The following is an 18,963-nucleotide window of genomic DNA, read 5'->3' as shown; positions in this document are numbered from 1 at the left end:
AGAACCTACTTTTCTCCGTAAACTACTACAGCTGCATAGTCAATAGCAGCCTTTTTATCAGGGCATTTCTGGTTCACTAAATCATACACTTCTTTTTTAATTTTATCTTTCATCGCATCATCGGCTTTACTCATTGCAGCTACCACCGGTGCAACAACGTCGTTCATAAAATCCCAATAATTATCGTTGCTTCCATAACATACCTTGCCGGTAATTTCCTTCTCGGAAACATTTTTTAATCCCGCCTGCTTAAATTTATCTGCTAAAAAACCAGGATTGCCACAACGAAACATACCCGGAGCGCCCGGCGGCGGAGTTGGTAATTGCATATTTTTATTGAGAGTGATCATGGTAGCTGTAACCCAAAAATTTTTATCAGCGGCTCCCCATACTGATGCTGCCATTTTTCCTCCAGGCTTAAGTACCCGAGCCATTTCTTTTGCGGCTGTAAGCATATCAGGAAAAAACATAAAGCCAAAGCGGCAGCTTACTGCATCAAAAGTTTCGTCATCAAATGGTAATTCACAAACATCGCAGGCAACAGTTTCAAAATTGGTAATACCTTTTTTTGCTGCATTGTCACGCGCTATTTCCAGCATACCTTCTGCAAGGTCGGTAATCACCACTTTGCCGTTTTTAACGATTTTCGCTATCGCTAGTCCGGGTTCTCCGGTTCCTGAAGCAACATCAAGAACTACATCTGTATCTTTTAGATTGAGGCAGCGAATAATTTCATCCCCCATAGGTTTTAAAAATTCCATAGTAAAATCATCCCATTTTCTCCAGCCGGGGGAAAACTTGTTCCACGTTTCTTTTTGCTGTTCCCGAATTTGTTCAAGTTGTGTTTCCATAACTTTAATTTTGGTTTATCTACATGATTTGAAATAAAACCTTTAAGCAATTTTTAAAATGTAGGTCTCGCTTTGACTCCTAAAAAGATTGCAATTAATAATTACTCTTGTTCGCTTTTTTAAATTGCCGGTATAAGCCTGACGTAATATACTTTTAATATTTTTCTTTTACAAGAGTAAGCAGGAAACATTAGATTGGTTACTTAGCCGATAAGGTATAAGTGTAGGAATTGGAAATAAAATAATGGGGGTACTATTAAATAAAATAAGGGCTTTTTTCTAAAATAGTATTTCTATTTATTTGGAAAAGATAAAGTGTAAGATTACCCACAACGGTGACAAAAAGAAAGGAATATTTACCTTGCAGTATGATACCGCTAAAAGAACTTCGGTTAGGGAATATCGTAAAAGTAAAAGAACAGCCTCTAACAGGAATGGATGTCTATGCGAAAATTGCTTTCTTAGGTCGTGATATTCCTGACTTAGGAAAAGGTGGAGTATGGGTAGAAACAGAGGGTACGCAAGAGCCTGTTTATGCTGAAAGTATTGACCCTATAGAGCTAACACCTCAGATCCTGATAAATTGTAAGTTTTTTGGTGATTTTACTATTTCTATAGAGCAAGATGATAAACTAAGCGGTTTGCAAATTTCGCCAACAATACTTGTGCTGTATGAAGGGCAGAGAATACCAGTAAAAAGATTACAGTATTTACATCAACTTCAAAATTTATATTACGATTTAACAGGCGAAGAAATTATAATTGAGAGTCTGATCTGAGTCAACAAACCCATTTCTTTTCATCTTTGTACGTGTTCTGGGGGGATTTGTAAAATGAGTACTGTTAGACATATATTAAAAAAGCAGGTGCAATAATTATTAGAAATAAACCTTTAAGGTGTTGCAACTTTAAAATATTCAATATAACTTGGAGTGGTAGTTGATGGAAATAAATGGACGAATGAAGGAATCTTAGCAAAACTGAAAGTAACGAATTAACTACAAATAGGATAACAGGGTATAATATTAAAACACAAACCGAACAACTATCGTTTCCGCGGTCTGCTCGCATTCCAGTTACACCTAACCTTTTCCGTCTAGTGGTAAAAAACGGAGAATACATTTATGCGAGGGCGAACGATATAATCATGATAGAGAGCTGCGATCATTTGGTAAACGTGTATTTAGCTTACGACGATAAAATAAAAAGAACAATGCGATATGATACCTTAAAGGACTTTTTATCGCAGCTTCCTCAAAACCAATTTATTCGTCTTGGTCGTTTTTGTGCAGTAAACGTCGACAGACTATCAGGGGGTAATTATAATCAACAGTCTTTTGAATTTGATTTTAAAGTTTCAATAAAACTTAAACATGCCATTTCACTGGCTACTTTTAAAAACATTGGCAAATGAAAACTTGCTTTCAGTTTCACGCACTTTTACCTGTCTTTACGTTTTTTGCTGCGCTTGTTCACGTTATTTCACTTGTAAGTACTGCTTTCACTGTTTATTTTTAGAAAAGATTAAAAAAGGCCAATAAAAAAAATATAACGGCTATTTTTTACTTTAAATACTTGCTATCCATAACGAGCTTAGAGCCAATAACATTATTTAAGCTTTCATTTTCCGCTGTATTCCATCGCTTTTTAACCTTTAAATAGTAAGGTCATGAGAAATCATTGCTTATTACTGTTGTTTTTTTCCCTTTTGACAGTGGGCTGTAAGAAAGAATTAATCTCCACTGATTTTAACAAATCGGTGGAGATAGAGAAAGCAAAAACAGAAGGAAGAGCCACCGGCGAAATTTGTACGATTGACACCTTGAAAACCGGGGAAATAATTGAGATTTGCAAACCGGCTAACTGGAATGGAGAGTTGATAATTTTTGCTACCGGAAACGCTTCTTCATTCGAACCTTTGCACCTTCCCGACGAAGTAGCTCCTTTTATTCCTCTCTACACCAGTAAAGGGTATGCCTGGGCCATGACCAGTTATAGCGAAAAGGGCTTCTCAATACAATCAGATATTATCAATATCATAGACTTACAAAATCGATTTATTAAAAAATATGGAGAGCCTAAGTACATCTATTTTTCAAGTGCAGGTTTTGGCGGGCTTGCTGTCGCCTTACTCCTTGAAAGGTATCCCAAAGTTGCCGATGGTGGTTTGTGTATGTGTGCCCCAATTGGTGATTTTCAAAAACGATTAAATTATTGGGGTGACTTTAGAGTACTCTTTGATTATTTCTTCCCCAATGTTCTTCCTGGAGATGCGATACATATTCCTGAAAAACTCGGGCGCAACTGGACAACTACATATGTCCCCGCCATCTTAAAGGCTATCAGGCAAAAACCCGCCGCTGCATTAAAACTTCTTAATATTGCCAATGCTCCTTACATCGCCGGAAATACCAGCTCAATAGAACAAACCTTTCAGCTTGTGCTTTTTCACCATACCTTTTTTACCACTGATATAAGGCAAAAACTAAAGGGGCAACCATATGGCAATTATACAAAGGTATATTGGGGTACCGGCAGCTTTAAGGAAGATTTTAAACTCAATTTAGGAGTACAACGTTTCATTGCAGATAAAATTGCTCGGGAAAACGTTGAAAGGTACTACCAGACCACTGGTGATATAAAGGCGCCGCTTGTACAAATGAGTGCTACCCTTGATCCCGTTGTACCTTTTTATAATTTTACGATGTACGAGCATAAAGTGATCGAGCAAGGCAAAAGCGCATTACTTACTGGTATGCCAGTTGATCGCTACGGCTTTTGCCCTTTTACGCCAACCGAAATTGTGAATGCCTTTGCAGTTGTGATACAAAAGGCAAAGGAACAGAAGTGATTAGATACCATCGTGCATCTTTATTTCTTTATCAGATATGGCTGAATTGCCTTTTTCCAAATGGCATACCCTTTTTCATTCATGTGAAGGCTGTCTTCAATAAAAATTTGAGGAATAGGCTTTCCATCTGGCATCAGCATCGGATGGTAAACGTCAATAAAAGAAGTATTTTTTTGTTTTTTTAGAAATGATTTTACCAACCTGTTTGTTTGCTCCATTTTCACCATTAATTGCTTGCGGCTTGGGCTTGGCTTAATAGAAACAAAAGCAATGTTTGCTTTTGGCAAATTTGATCTGATAATGTGAAAAAGGGTTTTAAAACGATTGAGAACAATTTGAGGCGTAATTGTACCTGACAATGCAAGATCGTTATCGCCACAGTAAATCACAACTTCTTTAGGGTGATAAGGTGTGATAACATCCTTTGCATATCGTATTACATCCGGTAACGTTGAACCTCCAAAACCCCTGTTTATGATTGTATAATTTGGAAAATAAGATTGTACATCCTGCCACTTTGTAAAGGAAGAACTGCCAACAAATAAAATAGCATTTTTGGGCGGAAAAGATGCGCTATCCTGTTTCTTAAATTTTTGTATGTCACTGTAAAAAGCCGGTTGTGAGTAAAGCGATTGAAAAGCAAAAACTGCCACTAAAAGACTTGGAAGGTAATAGAATACTTTTTTCATTTATTAAATATTATTGTTTAAGACAAGGCTTCTTTTACAAGGTTACAGATAGAAAAATGATTTAGCTTGTTTTTATCTAATTCTATTGTATTCTATTGTTTATGCCTGATTTTGTTTGCAACCTTCTTTATCTGCGGGTCGCTCATAAATAATTTCCATAGTAAACCCGTTCTGTAATTTTCTATCATCACTACCATTGGCGCTTGGTTGAGCCCCATGAAGATCTCCGAACACCAATTCTCACTTAAGTTGAAGGCATCTCTGAAACCATATTCACCCCATAAGAAATGACCATAATTGTAGTAATAGTTACTTAAGGCTTTCATAGATTGTTTGGGGGTATATGGGAACGAACTGATTGCTCCGGTCGGAGCAATTTTACCATTATCTGCTCTTAGAATCGGTTCGTTAGCAACATAATGGTAAGGACCGTCGCTTGCTGTAAGGCCCCAGCAACTATCGCTGTAGCCAATATAATGACCGGGGTTTTCAATACAATAGCGATGATTGATCAAGGCAATGTTTCGATTGTTTTTAAAATAATTTGTGTAAACATCAGTCAGATAGTGTGGATCAAAACCCAGGTAAGAATAATGAGTAAAGAAAAGCGGCCCACCATTAGAAACACCCACATCGAGTTTAATACCGTAGTAACTGTTGCCATTTGTATACATAGAACCCTGGTCGGTTTGCCCCCAGTTTTTACGATATTGCTGACCCGTACTATCCCTGTTAGCCCAGCCTGTATAGTACAATGATGCAGGAACAGGATGTGTTGGAGAAGCTATAGCCAAAAGATAGGTAACCATCGTTTCGTTCCATCCGATCAACTGGTGATTTAAAATCCATCCCTGGTCGGGCGACCAATGCCAGGTTAAAAATTTAGTTTCCGGCTCTTTTCGGTACCAGCTCCACTCAACATTATTCCATATTCCCGTTATCTTATCCCTGATCTCTTTTTCTTTAGTATTATTCTTATTAAAATAAGCTCTCGCGGCAATCAATCCCTGCATCAAAAAAGAAGTTTCTACCAAATCTCCTCCATTATCCTTACTTCCAAAAAAAGGAACAACTTTGCCTGTAGGTCCATCAACAAAATGAGAAAAAGCGCCGTGAAAAGTTTCTGTTCGTTCTAAAAAATTTGCGATCTTTAAAAATCTATCAGTTGATTCATCCCGTGTTATAAATTTTCTTTCCGTACCTGCAATCAGAGCCATTATACCAAAACCTGACGCGCCCATGGCAATCATGTTATGTCTTCCCGGGATATCTTCTTTTGCCAAGCCACTGTTTTCTTCAGCACCTTCCCAGTAATAACGAAAGCACGCTTCCTGTACCATTGTAAGCAGTTCCTGCTCAGTCATAGCTCTTGTCTTTGCAGACACGACCGGCGATGCAGAGCTTTCTCTATCATCATAACCTAACAAAGAAATTCTGTAATAAAAGATTTTACCTGTTTCGCGTGTAAAATCAGCAAATCTTGAACTAGACGGTATTTGCACTCCAACGGGATGAAAGTTTTTCCCATCGACTGACCGGTAAATTTTTATAAACCTTACAGATGTATCTGTTACCGGCTTCCACTCAATATCTACATGTTTTGCATATCCGTTTGCCAGCGATATTGAAGCCCTGTCTGACCGTAAAGCAGGCAATACCGAAGGCCTTATTTCTATATCATCAACATACATTACATGCTCATTGCCATCAGTGCTGTTTTGAGAAAAAATTACTGCTTTTACATCATCTGAATTTTTCAATTTTATCCCGGCAAAATCTTTTAGTGGGATAAGTACTTTCGTCCATTTGCCATGCTGAATGATAACGAAGTACCGGGAAACAGGTAAAGGTTGTGAGATCGTGCTGTCGGCAAGCCCTATTTGTATTGCAGGTAAGTTAGAGATGTCTGTGGCTGATGAAACGTTAACGGCAAAAGAAAGTATTTCACCTTCTTTCAATTTATCCTGCCCCCGCCATTCAGGCTTATCTATCTTAGCACTCCACGATCCATTTTTCCCATTTACAAAATCTAATTGCAGCGAATTACCGGGAGTAAAAAAAGTATCCTCACTGACGGGTAATTTGTTGTCGATATTTTTAATGGACGAAGGTGAAGTATAAGAAGCCTTGCTATAAAAGTAATTACCATCCATCCTGCTGTTTAGAAACAAGACATTATCATAAAATTTTTCCTGTGAAAAGACCTGAACAACTGTTGTTAATAAGAATGGAAGCAATAAATTTTTAAACATCTAATTTTTAATTTTTTCCTTTTGAATTTTTCCTTTTGAATTTTTCCTTTTGAATTTTTCCTTTTGAATTTTTCCTTTTGAATTTTTCCTTTTGAATTTTTCCTTTTNTTTTTCCTTTTGAATTTTTCCTTTTGAATTTTTCCTTTTGAATTTTTCCTTTTGAATTTTTCCTTTTGAATTTTTCCTTTTGAATTTTTCCTTTTTATTCAATCCTCATAATCTTCGTTCTTGCTGATACCCCATTTTCATTAAAAGCTTCAATAGCAAAGTAATAATGCTGGTCCGTTGTAAGGCTTTTTAGCAATAAAGAGTTTTTATTATACACCATCCACGAGTTATACAACTTGTCAGGGGCGATTCCCCAAAGAATATTATAGCCCTGGCAATTTGGATGTGCATTCCATGTTATCATTGCATCACGCGGATCTTTTTGTCGAACTACTGAAAAATTTTTTACTACTGATGGTGCTTTACCTTCTCCGATTCCAAAAACACGAAAATCGGAAATAGAAAGATTTGACATTGGGACATGAATGTTTTTATAACGAACATATCGTACTGTTGAAGGTGTGCCTAATTCCACGTAATCATTTGGGACATCTCTAAAACTATTACTTCTGTCAACTAACGTAGTCCAACTTTTGCCATCTACTGAGCCTTCAACAATATAGCGATGATAAAGATCAGGAACGCGACCATACAAATCAGATTTATAATCATGATAATTGATCTGAACAGCGTACACTTTACCAGGTCTCTGCATATCAATCTCTAACCATTGTTTATCGTCATTTTTTTGTGCTACCCAAAATGTTTTTACATTTTCATCTGAAATATTTTCCGCTGGGAACTTATCAAGAAAAGAAGATGCTTTAACCGCTTTTTTATATGAGAGTAACATCCATCCCGTGAACTGTCCCATCTTTCCTGCAACTGGTGGCGCAAAATGAGGATAATCGCCAAATGAAGTGTTAGAATACATTAAACCGTCTTTATCAAACCATGCAGGATACATACATATTCGCCGTTCCCAACCAACATTTACGTTTACAGCAGCGGAAGCAAAATGCCAGTATTGCGCAGCAGGACCAACAACTGTGCTACCATGACCTGAACCATTAGAAAATCCGCCAGGTTTATAAAAAACAGGATTATTAGGTGCATAATGATAAGGACCGAGAACTGAGTCACTCATGTAAACACCATCTGCATAAACATTGAACTCTGTACCTGGAGCAGCATACTGCATGTAGTATTTATTATTGTGTTTAGTCAACCATGCCCCTTCCATGTAACCGCCAAGAACGGTATCAGAATGATTTTCTCCGAAACGTTCCCAGCCATGTTTCTTCATATCGAGGCCGAACAATTGATAAGTAGAATCAGAAGCACTAAACCGATGATTTTTATCTAAAACTTTTGCTCTTATAGGGTACACATTAGATGAGCCCCAAAACATATACGCTTTACCATCATCATCTATAAACAAATCAGGATCCTGCAGATCATTTAAAATAGAAGGCACTGCTTTCCAATCTCCCTTTTTAGGATTGTCTGTGTACAAAACACTCATTGATCCAGACGGGTCTCCTGCTACATATAAAACAGAGTCTTTATAATTGTGGGCAGCGGGTGCGTTAGAACCCTGGAAGTACCACTTCTCAGGGGTTATAAAAGACCAGTTCAATAAGTCGGTCGAATGCCAGTATCCTAAAGACCTGGTGACAAACATATAATATTCATCTTTAAATCTCACCACTGCCGGATCTGCCCCCGAGCGATATGATATATTTTTGTCAGCATTATAGATCATATAAGTGTAATCGAGATTGAGTGGATTACAATAGGTACTCATCTGGGTTTCCTGCGCATGAAGGTTATGGGCAGTAGATAAGAAGATGGCAAAAAAAGCAAGGAAGGTTTTATCCATAATATTTAATAATTCTCTTTTCTACGAAAGGACATTTAGGTCCTGTTACGACATTGCGAGGCACGAAGCAATCTCCATAAAATTAGACAGAAATCAAACAGGACGTGTAGACCTTTTTGTCCGAAAAATGTTACCAATTCTTAATCAATTCTCCCAGGTCATTCCATTCAGGATTGAAATTATTGATTAAAGTCTCTTTTGCTTTTCTGCTTCCGGCTTTAATTTGCTTTTCTCGCGCAATTGCTTCTTCGATTTGAATGAAATTTTCATAATAAACAAGCTTGTCACAATTGTATTTTGAAGTAAAGCTGTTTGAGAATTCTTTATTTTGATGCTGAAATATTCTTTTCTTTAAATCCGATGTAACTCCGGTATAAAGGACAGTGTGATGACTATTTGTAAGTATATAAATACATCCGGCGTATTTCATTTTAACGCTTTTTTCTTTTTTTGCTTTTTTTACTGGGCAAACTTGGCAATTCTTCAATTATTATTCTTGGATTATAAGTGGAAGGGGATTGCTTCGTGCCTCGCAATGACGAACGTTTCTCCCTTTAGCACCGCCGCTAGAAATGCTGACTCTGAAATCCGAGTTTTTTTAAGCCTTGCTGCACTTCGGGAGCATTCATAAATAAGTTCCATAATAAAGCTGTTCTGTAGTTTTCCATCATTACTACGATAGGTCCCTGGTCTATTGCGAGGTATCTTTTGGGATACCAATTGGCGGTTTCACTAAAGGCATCATAAAATCCGTAGACGCCGTAAACCTTTTCACCCAGATCCTGGTACCAGTGTTTCATTGCCAGCATACTAAAGTCAGGAGTATAAGGCATGGATGATAAAGCTGCAGTAGGAGAAATTACCCCAAGATCTCGGTCTTTGCCGGGAGCATGAGCAGCATAACCATTAATAGAGTAGCTGGCAGTAAGCCCCCAACTGTTCTCGCCATAACCTTTGAAATGATTCGGATTTTCGACGCACCAATCATGATTTATCAGAACCTGGTTTTTATTTTCTTCCCAGTAGTTCGCGTATTTGTCTTTTAATCCCCTGGGATCAAGGCCGAGGTACGAGTAATGAGCCCAAAACAGGGGACCGCCATATTCGGGGTTATCGTTATGAACAAAGTGAAGCGTATGTCCATACTTTGTAGTTTGTCCGTTTATCTTTCCGCTTTTCGCCCAGCCTTCATTGTACACTTCTGCAGGTATACCATGTGTCGGCGATGATGCACCAAGTACATACATAATTAGACATTCATTGTACCCGGTAACCGGAAAATTCATCTGCCAGTCATAATCGGGCGACCAGTGCCAGTACAAAACATTCTTACCGTTGCGGTACCAGTTATAATCTACCTCCTGCCAGAGTTTATTAATTTTCTCTGCCAAAGCTTTCTCCTGTTCGTTTCCATTTAAAAAATACTGTCTTGCAGCCAGCAAACCCTGTATCATATAAGAAGTTTCAACAAGGTCTCCGCCATCATCTTTTTTACCAAAGGGTTTTACTTTGCCTGTTTCCCCATTTATCCAATGTGGCCATGCTCCATGAAAACGATCTGCTTTTGCCAAAAAGTTCACTATTCGTTGCAGTCTTTCAAATCCCTGTTGTCGGGTTACAAAATTTCTTTCGATACCTACCAATATAGCCATAACTCCAAACCCTCCCCCTCCTGTAGTTACAATGTTTTTATCATTTTCAGGATATACACCATCCACATGAAAGCGCTCTCTTGCCATACCGCTATTTGGTTCAGCACCGTCCCAGAAATATTGAAAAGTAGTACGCTCCACATCGGTATATATTTTCTCATACTCAGCAGGAATGATGTGAGTGTCGCTAACACTTTTTGAAGTGTCTCCGGGAGCGGAAGCGGCAACTGACATTTTCTTTCGATTTGTACAAGAAAAGGTTGCTGACAATATCACAACACAGGCAACAAGCTTTATTTTATTTTTCATCATGGCACACGGTTAGTTTTTATAGACAATTCACTTTCATAAAGATTGATAAAACTCCTGATAAAGTATAAGAATGCCATTACTATAGTTCGAAATAAACCTTTGTAAACAGTTACTCCTTATTGCGAGGTTTAAAAAAAAGCAGTTCTTTGTTATTTCTTGCTAAAATTAATACTTTATCGCCCGTCGAATAGGTTAGCCACTTGGCATCTCTCACTTCTCCGTCAATAGCCGGAAGGTTTGAATAAGAATTAAATACCATTTGTTTTTTATATGAAAAAAAAGTGGGCGGCAAAGCATCATAACGGCCCTCATACGGAAATACACCATAAAAATTTCCTGCCGCCAGATAGGTATTGCCATTATTGATAGCAGGAGCAAATGTAAAAACCGGCGCTAACTGTACATCTTGTGGCAGATCTATTCTTTTAAAATTTCCTTTGCCATCATTTATAAAACAGGAGGAAGCGAGAGTCTCCGCCTTTAGCTCCTTGTAGTCTTTGAACAAATCATAAAACATATACTGAACCGTTTTACCCGCTACTTCGCCATAAGTCAAGTATGCCTTTTTAAGGACCGGAAGAGATTGTTCAAGTTCATCTTTTGGCAGGAATGTATATTCTTGTCCATTAACGGTATAAGCCATAACCTGTTCAACGGTTCCATTTTTGTCAAAATCTTTTACATACAATTTTAGCGGACCATCTTTTCCTGCATACAATTTTGAATTTTGTCCCCAATTCCCGGCAAGTATATCGGTAAAGCCATCACCATTAACATCGGTGGAATAAATAGTTTGCCATAAACCTGAAGAATGATCAAGATCTTTTGATACAAAAGTGCCTTTGCTATTGATAAAAACTTTTACTGGCATCCACTCTCCCGTTACCAATAAATCTGTCCATCCGTCGTTATTTATATCAGCAAAAGCGGACGTAGTAACCATGCCGATCTCCTTTAAATTAATCATTGACTGGTCAGCCAATGTAAAATGTCCCTTTCCATCGTTTAACAACAAATTTGAGGATTGTGGTAGACCGTATGTTTTTGCATTGGCCAGCACCCCAACAAACAAATCTATATCGCCGTCTTTATCAATATCTGCATAAGACACACAGGATTTATTAGTAAGAATTTTAGGTAACGCGTCCTTACTTTCTTCGAAATGGCCTTTTCCATTATTTAAGTATAAATGGTCAGCAAGGTTTATATTACCATCTTCATATTCATTACCACCACTTACAGTATATAGATCCATGTAGCCATCATTGTTTGCATCAAAAAAAACTGCATCAACACCTTCACTTTCCCTGTTTTTGTTAAAGACGGCAGTATCTGAGTTCAAAAATTTTCCATTTTTAGTTTGTAACATGAGACATCCGGGCTGGCCTTTTGCCCCACAAACAAAAAAATCATCCAATCCATCTTTATTTACATCTGCAACCGCCAGTTTTGGACCTCTTGTACTTTCCTCGTGAGGTATAAGGTATTGTAGGCTGAAATCATTAAAATCGTCTTCCTTATGTTTCCAATTACATTGAACCTGTGTTGAAATATCTTCTAATACCTGTTTCCTTTTTGGGAAAAATAACTCGTAGTTAAAATCAGCAGGTGCATCTTTCTGACCTACCAGTAATTGTTTATTGATAGAGACGTTTTTAATCACCTGGAATTTTTGATTTGGCCAAACAATCAAAAGGCTATCTACCCTGGATAAAGTATCTAAACCAAAGTGCAGTCGTGGCTCTGAGGCAGATTGAAAGCCCCGTGTAGGCATTAGCTGTTGGTATTGCATTTTACCAGCAGCAAAAAGATAAGCTTTTGCCCCTATGCCTTGTGAATTTAGATTATCACCCTTAAAAGAAATGGAGATATAATTTTTCTTTTCAGCATTATTCTTTAAAACCACAGCTGGAGCATTTATGCAATTAATTACCACATCCATATTTCCATCATTATTTAAATCTGCGTAAGAGGCTCCATTGAAATAACCTTTCATGTCGCTGGTTCCCCAGGTGTCGCTAACATTTGCAAAGCCGGATTTACCGTTGTTTTTAAAAAAGAAAGGATGACTTGCACCATCTGGCATTTTTTCCAAAGCCATCTCATCATACTTTGTTGTTTGTTCCATACCTTTTTGCCTGCTTAAATCTGAGACAAAACGTATATAGTCTAAATCTCCCGGTCGTTTTACAATACCACTTGAAATAAAAATATCCTTATTTCCATCGTTATCAAAATCGTTCATTAAAGCACTCCAACTCCAATCCGTTGCTGATACTCCTGCAATTAAGCCAACATCACTAAAACTTATTCCATCGCCATTATTTCTTTGCAAACAATTGCGGGAATATTGGGGCTGATAACCGGGATTAATAATTTTATAATTGTAAATATCCATCCTGTCGTCACTGCCGTATGTTTTTAAAGTTGGTTCATCAGGTGGCAACATATCTACAGTAATGATATCTAAATTTCCATCGTTGTTATAGTCTGCGACGTCATTGCCCATACTAAACCGGCTGTAGTGTTTAAAATGACTGGCACCACTTTCCGTAAAAGTTCCGTTATGATTATTAATATAATAATAATCATTTTCGTGAAAGTCATTACCAACATATATGTCTTCCCATCCGTCGTTATTAATATCGGCAACTGCAAGCCCTAATCCATAACTAACACTGCTTTGGTAAATACCAGCTTGCCCGGAAACATCTGTAAACTTATGAGCAGAGGCATTCACCTCATTTCGATACAGCCTTCCACCGGCATAGGGATCAAATTTTCTCCTGTAGCTGGTATCGACTATTTTCTCATTAGGTGCAAGTGATTCATTCAGAAGAAAACAGTCTAAATCTCCATCATGATCATAATCAAAAAAAGAAGCCTGAACGGAATAACCAGAGAAATCGAGTCCATATTTTGCAGCACTTTCAGTAAATGAACCATTACCATTATTAATAAAAAGCTGGTTGCGGCCTTTTAACCCATACGCATTGCTAACAGCGCAAACATATATATCAACAAATCCGTCACCATTTACATCTGCCATTGTAACACCGCTGCACCAATCGGATGCACCTGCCACTCCTGCTTTTTCTGTAATATCTTCAAATTTAAAATCACCTTTATTTAAATATAATTTATTTCCACCATTGCTATTTGCAGTAAAATAAATATCAGGCAACCCGTCATTATTAATATCGCCCGTAGCAACTCCTCCGCCATTGTAGTAGTATAAGTAATACAAGATGCCAAAGCCCTCTCGCTTTTCTAAATTATTAGCAAAACGAATATTCGTATCGGAAGAAGATAAACTTGTAAATAACTTGCCGGACTTGTGGCACGATATGAAAAAAAAGGTTGCTGCTACAAAATAAAATATTGAAAGACTTTTGAAAGGCATAATTAACTTTTTATGAAGCTTGCTATTACAAGCTCACATACTATAAAACTAATAGTAACTAAGGAATAAACATTTTTATAAGTAAAGTAAAAGATTGTTATATCCATTCATCTTAATTAGACCGCAATCATTTTGATTTAATGCTGTTCATAATCACAATATAACGTCTTTCCGTATTAATTGAAAAAGAGGCTACCTCAAAAATCCGAGGTAACCTCTTACAGAACAATTCTTAAACTAACTATCTTTTACTTAAACTTTATCGCAATATTTCTCACGACGAAATTTCCATTTTAATCTATTTAGTAGTCCGGATTTTGTACGAGCACTCCGTTCGACTGCGTCACTACGTCCTGAGGTAGCGGGTAATACCTGTTTTTATCTGTATAACCTGCCGGCCCCAGTACCTGAACAGCAAGTCCCCATCGGACTAAATCAAAGAACCGTTCTGATTCCATTCCTAATTCAACCCTCCGTTCGTGCTGAATAGCAGCTCTCATTTGCGCCTGGTCTACAAAAGGAATAGGTGGCAATGTGTTAGTATTAAGTCCCCTGGCTCTCGCTCGTACCTGTTCTAACAAAGGAGCTGCTGTTGCCCCATCGCCTGTTTCATTGGCAGCCTCTGCAGTCATTAACAAAACATCAGCATAGCGATAAATAACATGATTTAAAAAATGACTGCCATTATCAGCAAAAGTCTTTCTTAATGCCGGATCTGTATATACTTTTTTATTCCAGTAAGGAGAGGCTACCGTAGGAGTATCAGGCACTGTATTACCATAACCGTCATTTTTTCCGGAAAATAGAATAGTGGCATTTAAGCGAGGATCACTCGGTTCAAAAGCATTTATTAAAGGTTTATCAGGAATATTCCATCCCCAACCCAAATTCCAGTCACCTGATCCCCTAACTAGTTGCGGCTCGGCCCATTCTACATCATACCGAACACTTCCTCCGGGACTACCATAAGCTTGGTATTCAAAAATTGATTCAGGCCCATTAGAGGTAGAATAATTGAAATTTGCCGAATAATTTGGGTTCAAACTGTAAACACCCGAATTAATAATATCATTGCCAGTTGCAAGAGCTTGTGGGTATTGATGCCTGAACAGGTAAGTTTTGGTTTGTAGTGTCTTAGCAGCACCACTTGTAAGCCGCCCGATATACGCAGTTCCCTTCCATGTCAAAGGCAAATGGGCACTTGCATAAGCTAAATCCTCATCTATTTGCTTATAAATATCAGCTTCGGAAGATTTTGGAATATTAGCTTCGGCGCTGTTATAGACACGTTTAGTTAATAAAGGCACCTGGCCGTAGGTTCTTACAAGGTCAAAATAAGAATAGGCACGCACAAATCTTGCCTCAGCTACAAAAACAGTAGAAGCAGAATCTGTTAGTTTTAATGAATCTGCAAATTGCAATGCTGTATTTGCTTTACCAATTACCGCATAGTGATCACTCCAGTAAAGGCCGTTAAACCAAGCTGTCTTATCATATTTGAATTGATCGAGCCAGGGCTTATAACTTGCAGCACCAGGGTCAACCGCGTAAATCGCATCATCGGAACGAATTTCGTGCATGCACATAAAAGGCAGAGAGTTAAATCCGTCGCCGCCATGTCCGTTTTGTCTTAAAGCATCATATAAGCCTAATACCTGTCCTTCCAGACCACCGCCGGGCAAATCATTTAGAGTGGCCGATAAAGGTTTCCGGTCTAAAAACTTTTGACAACCGGAAAACATTATAAAAATGGAGATAGCAGACAGGATGCTCCAACTTATATTTATTATTTTTTTCATACCTGTGAATTTAAAAATAGAAATGATTAAAATGTAACATTAATGCCACCAGTGAATACCGCAGGTATTGCGCCCCCTCCTGTATCGAGACCGAAATCTATAGCACTGCCGCCAAATTCGGGTGTGTATCCGGAATTATGTTTGAATGTTTTTAGGTTCTGAGCGTTTACAAAAACCCGAAGGCTTTTAATATGAGCCCTGGATATAATACCCTGACTAAAATTGTATCCCAACTGCAGATTTCGAATCCTCCAGTAACTGCCGCTCTCAATGCCGAGCGTTGAAACTCCTTTAAAATTTATATCGCGTGTTGTAGCTAATATAGGTACTGTATTTGAAGTGCCGGGCCCATGCCAGCGGTTCAACTGAGACGCCGGGTAGTTATACTGGTTAAACAAGTGTTCAGAAACGCCCCACACTCTGTAAATCTGGTTTCCATACGCACCATTAATTGTAACACCTAAATCAAATCCTTTGTAGCTAACGCTAAAAGACGCTCCATAAGTAAATTTTGGAGTAGGATTACCTATCAACGTTCTGTCACTATCATCAATTACACCATTTCCATTTACATCCTTAAATTTTTGATCACCTGGTTTTGGAGTCCAACCGCCTGTTGTTACTTTAGGTGACTTATCGATTTCGTCCTGGGTTTGATAAATTCCTTCGCGTACAAAACCATAAAATGCTCCAACAGGCAGACCAGCTGCAATTTTGGTAGGTGCGACTTCTGTACCTTCAGGATAAATAGCGTAGCCTTCAGTAGAAAGAGATATTACTTTATTTTTTATAGTTGCCAGGTTAGCATTTACATTAAAATTTAAATCCCTGGAAACGGCTTGTGTCCAACCCGCTGTAAATTCAAAGCCCTGGTTTGAAATACTTCCCTGGTTTCTTAAACCATTTGGCTGACCGCTTGTTCCCGGCACAATTGCCAATAAACCATCTGTACGTTTGTTATAATACACTGCTTCAAAATGAAGGCGGTTTTTAAAGGAATTTAGTTCAAATCCTGCTTCTTTCGAATTTACAGTCTCCCACTTCAAGTTTGGATCGGGTAGATATTCCTGCGAATAAACAGGAAATACATTACCTCCAAATACAGCACCTGCCCCGCTTATTAATCCCGGATAGAAAGGATAATTATAACTATATGTATTTTGATTACCCAATACACCCCATGAGCCTTTTATTTTTAAGTAATCAAACAAATTCTGATTACTCATAAACTTTTCTTTTGTCAACTCCCAGGCGGCACCTACTGCATAAAAATTCTGATAACGTTGCGATGGAGATATAATGGATGATCCATCTCTTCTAAAGGAAGCATTTAAATAATATTTATTCTGGTAATTATATAAGACTCTAAATAAAGCAGAAGCAGTAGCTCTTTCAAACTGGTTACTTGTAGCTTTAGAGCTTGATGGATCTTCAAATCCATTACTCAAATACCAAAACCTTTGATCGTCAGGAATTGGATCAGCACCAATTTTTTGAGACACAACACCGATGTGATGGAACTCAGCCTGGTAATACGTTGTCCATCCTGCAGTAGCTGTAAAGTTGTGACCTCCAAATCCTTTTTTATAAGTAAGAATATGGTCCTGCTGGTATTTATTAGTTCTATAATCATCTACGCTTAAACGTGTATAGTTATTTGAAGGATCTACATAGACAGCATCAGTCAAAGGATCATGAACTTTTATAATAGGGAAATAACGCGTTCTGTCGCCATTGCTTATATCTCCATATAATGTAGTTCTGAGGGTAAAGTTTTTAAGAAAATTAATTTCTGCAAACACGCTACCCACTATTCTATTTTCGTAATGCTTAATTCTGTCCGCATAATTATTAATTTCCATTAAGGGATTAGCCTGGCTCGTTTGCAACGTATTAGGCATAATATTGTATAATCCCGTTTTTGTGTCAAAAGGCTCATTTATGGGAAGCATATAGCGAGCCCCACTCAAAGGATTTCCAGGGTCTCCTGTTTGGTCGTAAGGCAAGTGCTGGCGCGCTCCTGTGAAATTGAACCCTATTTTTATTGCTTTGTTTATTTTATATTCATCATTTACCGTTAGCGTAATTCTTTGTAATAATTCTTTTCTTGTTATGCCTTCATCAGACGTGTACCCTACCGCCATATAAAACCTATTTTTTTCTGAACTGGCTGCAACACTTAAATTATTTATACTTTGGTTGGCTGTTTGAGTTAAAGCATTAATCCAGTCAGTGTTACCTGTATATTTGGAAAAATCAAACGGTGTATATGTACCTCCATTATCTGCAGCTTCGTTTGCTTTTTGTTCATTATATAGCGTCTTAAATTCATCTGCATTTGTCAGTTTAATTTTATCTACAAGTTTCTTAATGCTGTAACTCGTATTAAAATTTATAGTTACCTGACCAGCTTTTGCTTTCTTAGTAGTCACAGCTATAACGCCGGGAGCACCTCTTACACCAAAAATGGCTAGGGATGATGGGTCTTTCAAAATTTCAATTGACTCAATATCATTTGGATTCAAATAATCGATATTGTCATTAAACACTCCGTCTACTACATACAATGGTCTTACAGAGCCAATACTTACAGTACCTCTGATGCGGATGTCTGGCTCCTTTCCGGGTTGTCCATTATTGACAACCGTAAGACCTGCCACACTTCCTTGAAGGGATGCTACAGGATTTGTATTTGGTTTATCTGCAATGTCTTTCCCCGATACCCGCGCGATTGACCCGGTCAGGTCTCTTTTATTTGCAGTTCCATATCCTATTACAACCACCTGTTCTAACTCTCTGTTTGAAGATACCAGGGAGACCGTTACATCTGATTTTCCTGCCACTTTAACTTCTTGTGGAGTATAACCCACAGATGAAAAAACAAGGGTAGCATTTGAAGGGGCTAAAATTGAAAATTTTCCTGAGCTATCCGTAGAGGTTCCTCTTGTACTCCCCTTTACACTTACACTTACAGCATTCAAAGGATTCCCGTTTTCACCAGTTACAGTACCTGAAACAGCGGATTGCTGAGCTATAACAATATTGGAAAAAAACAGCAGTAAGGAAGCAATAAGAATAAAGGTGATATGAAACGTAGTAAAATTGTTTTTAACATTCGTAAAATGTCTTTTCATGATTGATGATTATAGGTAAAAAAATCCCGTACAACTGTACCGGAGTACCGAGAGCGATAAAAAGCTTTAATAAAAACTTAGGAAGGAAGT

General features: G+C 37.9%; 12 protein-coding genes. 3 read left to right on the top strand and 9 right to left on the bottom strand.

Annotation, left to right across the window (positions count from 1 at the left end; genetic code table 11):
* Positions 1–5 precede the first annotated feature (5 nt).
* Positions 6–851 carry a class I SAM-dependent methyltransferase gene (locus B154_RS0111750; RefSeq protein WP_018614433.1) on the bottom strand — a complete coding sequence of 282 codons (846 nt, stop codon included), beginning with the start codon at positions 849–851 and terminating at the stop codon, positions 6–8.
* A 368-nt stretch (positions 852–1,219) separates the two neighbouring features.
* Between B154_RS0111750 and B154_RS0111745 the strand changes: the two genes are divergently transcribed.
* The 3 genes from B154_RS0111745 (at position 1,220) to B154_RS0111730 (ending at position 3,702) form a co-directional block, all read left to right on the top strand.
* On the top strand, positions 1,220–1,630 hold the full coding sequence (locus B154_RS0111745; RefSeq protein ID WP_018614431.1) for a hypothetical protein: 411 nt from the start codon (positions 1,220–1,222) through the stop codon (positions 1,628–1,630).
* A gap of 320 nt (positions 1,631–1,950) precedes the next feature.
* Positions 1,951–2,265, top strand: coding sequence for a LytTR family transcriptional regulator DNA-binding domain-containing protein (locus B154_RS28390; protein WP_157580679.1), 315 nt, complete (start codon positions 1,951–1,953; stop codon positions 2,263–2,265).
* A gap of 255 nt (positions 2,266–2,520) precedes the next feature.
* Entirely contained in the window at positions 2,521–3,702 is a 1,182-nt protein-coding gene (locus B154_RS0111730; protein ID WP_018614425.1) for a hypothetical protein, read from the top strand.
* Positions 3,703–3,722: 20 nt separating this feature from the next.
* Here B154_RS0111730 and B154_RS0111725 read toward each other — a convergent pair whose 3' ends face one another.
* From B154_RS0111725 to B154_RS0111685, 8 genes are all read right to left on the bottom strand, one after another.
* Positions 3,723–4,391 carry a GDSL-type esterase/lipase family protein gene (locus B154_RS0111725; RefSeq protein WP_018614423.1) on the bottom strand — a complete coding sequence of 223 codons (669 nt, stop codon included), beginning with the start codon at positions 4,389–4,391 and terminating at the stop codon, positions 3,723–3,725.
* A gap of 92 nt (positions 4,392–4,483) precedes the next feature.
* On the bottom strand, positions 4,484–6,643 hold the full coding sequence (locus B154_RS0111720) for a glucoamylase family protein (protein WP_018614421.1): 2,160 nt from the start codon (positions 6,641–6,643) through the stop codon (positions 4,484–4,486).
* A 202-nt stretch (positions 6,644–6,845) separates the two neighbouring features.
* The gene (locus B154_RS0111710) at positions 6,846–8,573 is read right to left on the bottom strand and encodes a family 43 glycosylhydrolase (protein ID WP_018614418.1); all 1,728 of its coding nucleotides are present in this window, start codon (positions 8,571–8,573) and stop codon (positions 6,846–6,848) included.
* Positions 8,574–8,703: 130 nt separating this feature from the next.
* Entirely contained in the window at positions 8,704–9,003 is a 300-nt protein-coding gene (locus tag B154_RS0111705) for a GIY-YIG nuclease family protein (RefSeq protein WP_018614417.1), read from the bottom strand.
* 136 nt (positions 9,004–9,139) lie between these two features.
* A complete protein-coding gene (locus tag B154_RS0111700) occupies positions 9,140–10,537 on the bottom strand; it encodes a glucoamylase family protein (RefSeq protein ID WP_245542589.1) in 1,398 nt (465 codons plus the stop codon).
* Positions 10,538–10,646: 109 nt separating this feature from the next.
* A complete protein-coding gene (locus tag B154_RS28385; protein ID WP_018614415.1) occupies positions 10,647–13,940 on the bottom strand; it encodes a VCBS repeat-containing protein in 3,294 nt (1,097 codons plus the stop codon).
* A gap of 302 nt (positions 13,941–14,242) precedes the next feature.
* On the bottom strand, positions 14,243–15,739 hold the full coding sequence (locus B154_RS0111690) for a RagB/SusD family nutrient uptake outer membrane protein (RefSeq protein ID WP_018614413.1): 1,497 nt from the start codon (positions 15,737–15,739) through the stop codon (positions 14,243–14,245).
* A 26-nt stretch (positions 15,740–15,765) separates the two neighbouring features.
* Positions 15,766–18,873, bottom strand: a complete 3,108-nt coding sequence (locus tag B154_RS0111685; RefSeq protein ID WP_018614411.1) for a SusC/RagA family TonB-linked outer membrane protein — start codon at positions 18,871–18,873, stop codon at positions 15,766–15,768.
* Between the last annotated feature and the right edge of the window lie 90 nt (positions 18,874–18,963).

This window comes from Segetibacter koreensis DSM 18137 (assembly GCF_000374045.1).
Lineage (GTDB): Bacteria > Bacteroidota > Bacteroidia > Chitinophagales > Chitinophagaceae > Segetibacter > Segetibacter koreensis.
This window is presented reverse-complemented; position numbering and strand designations above follow the sequence as displayed.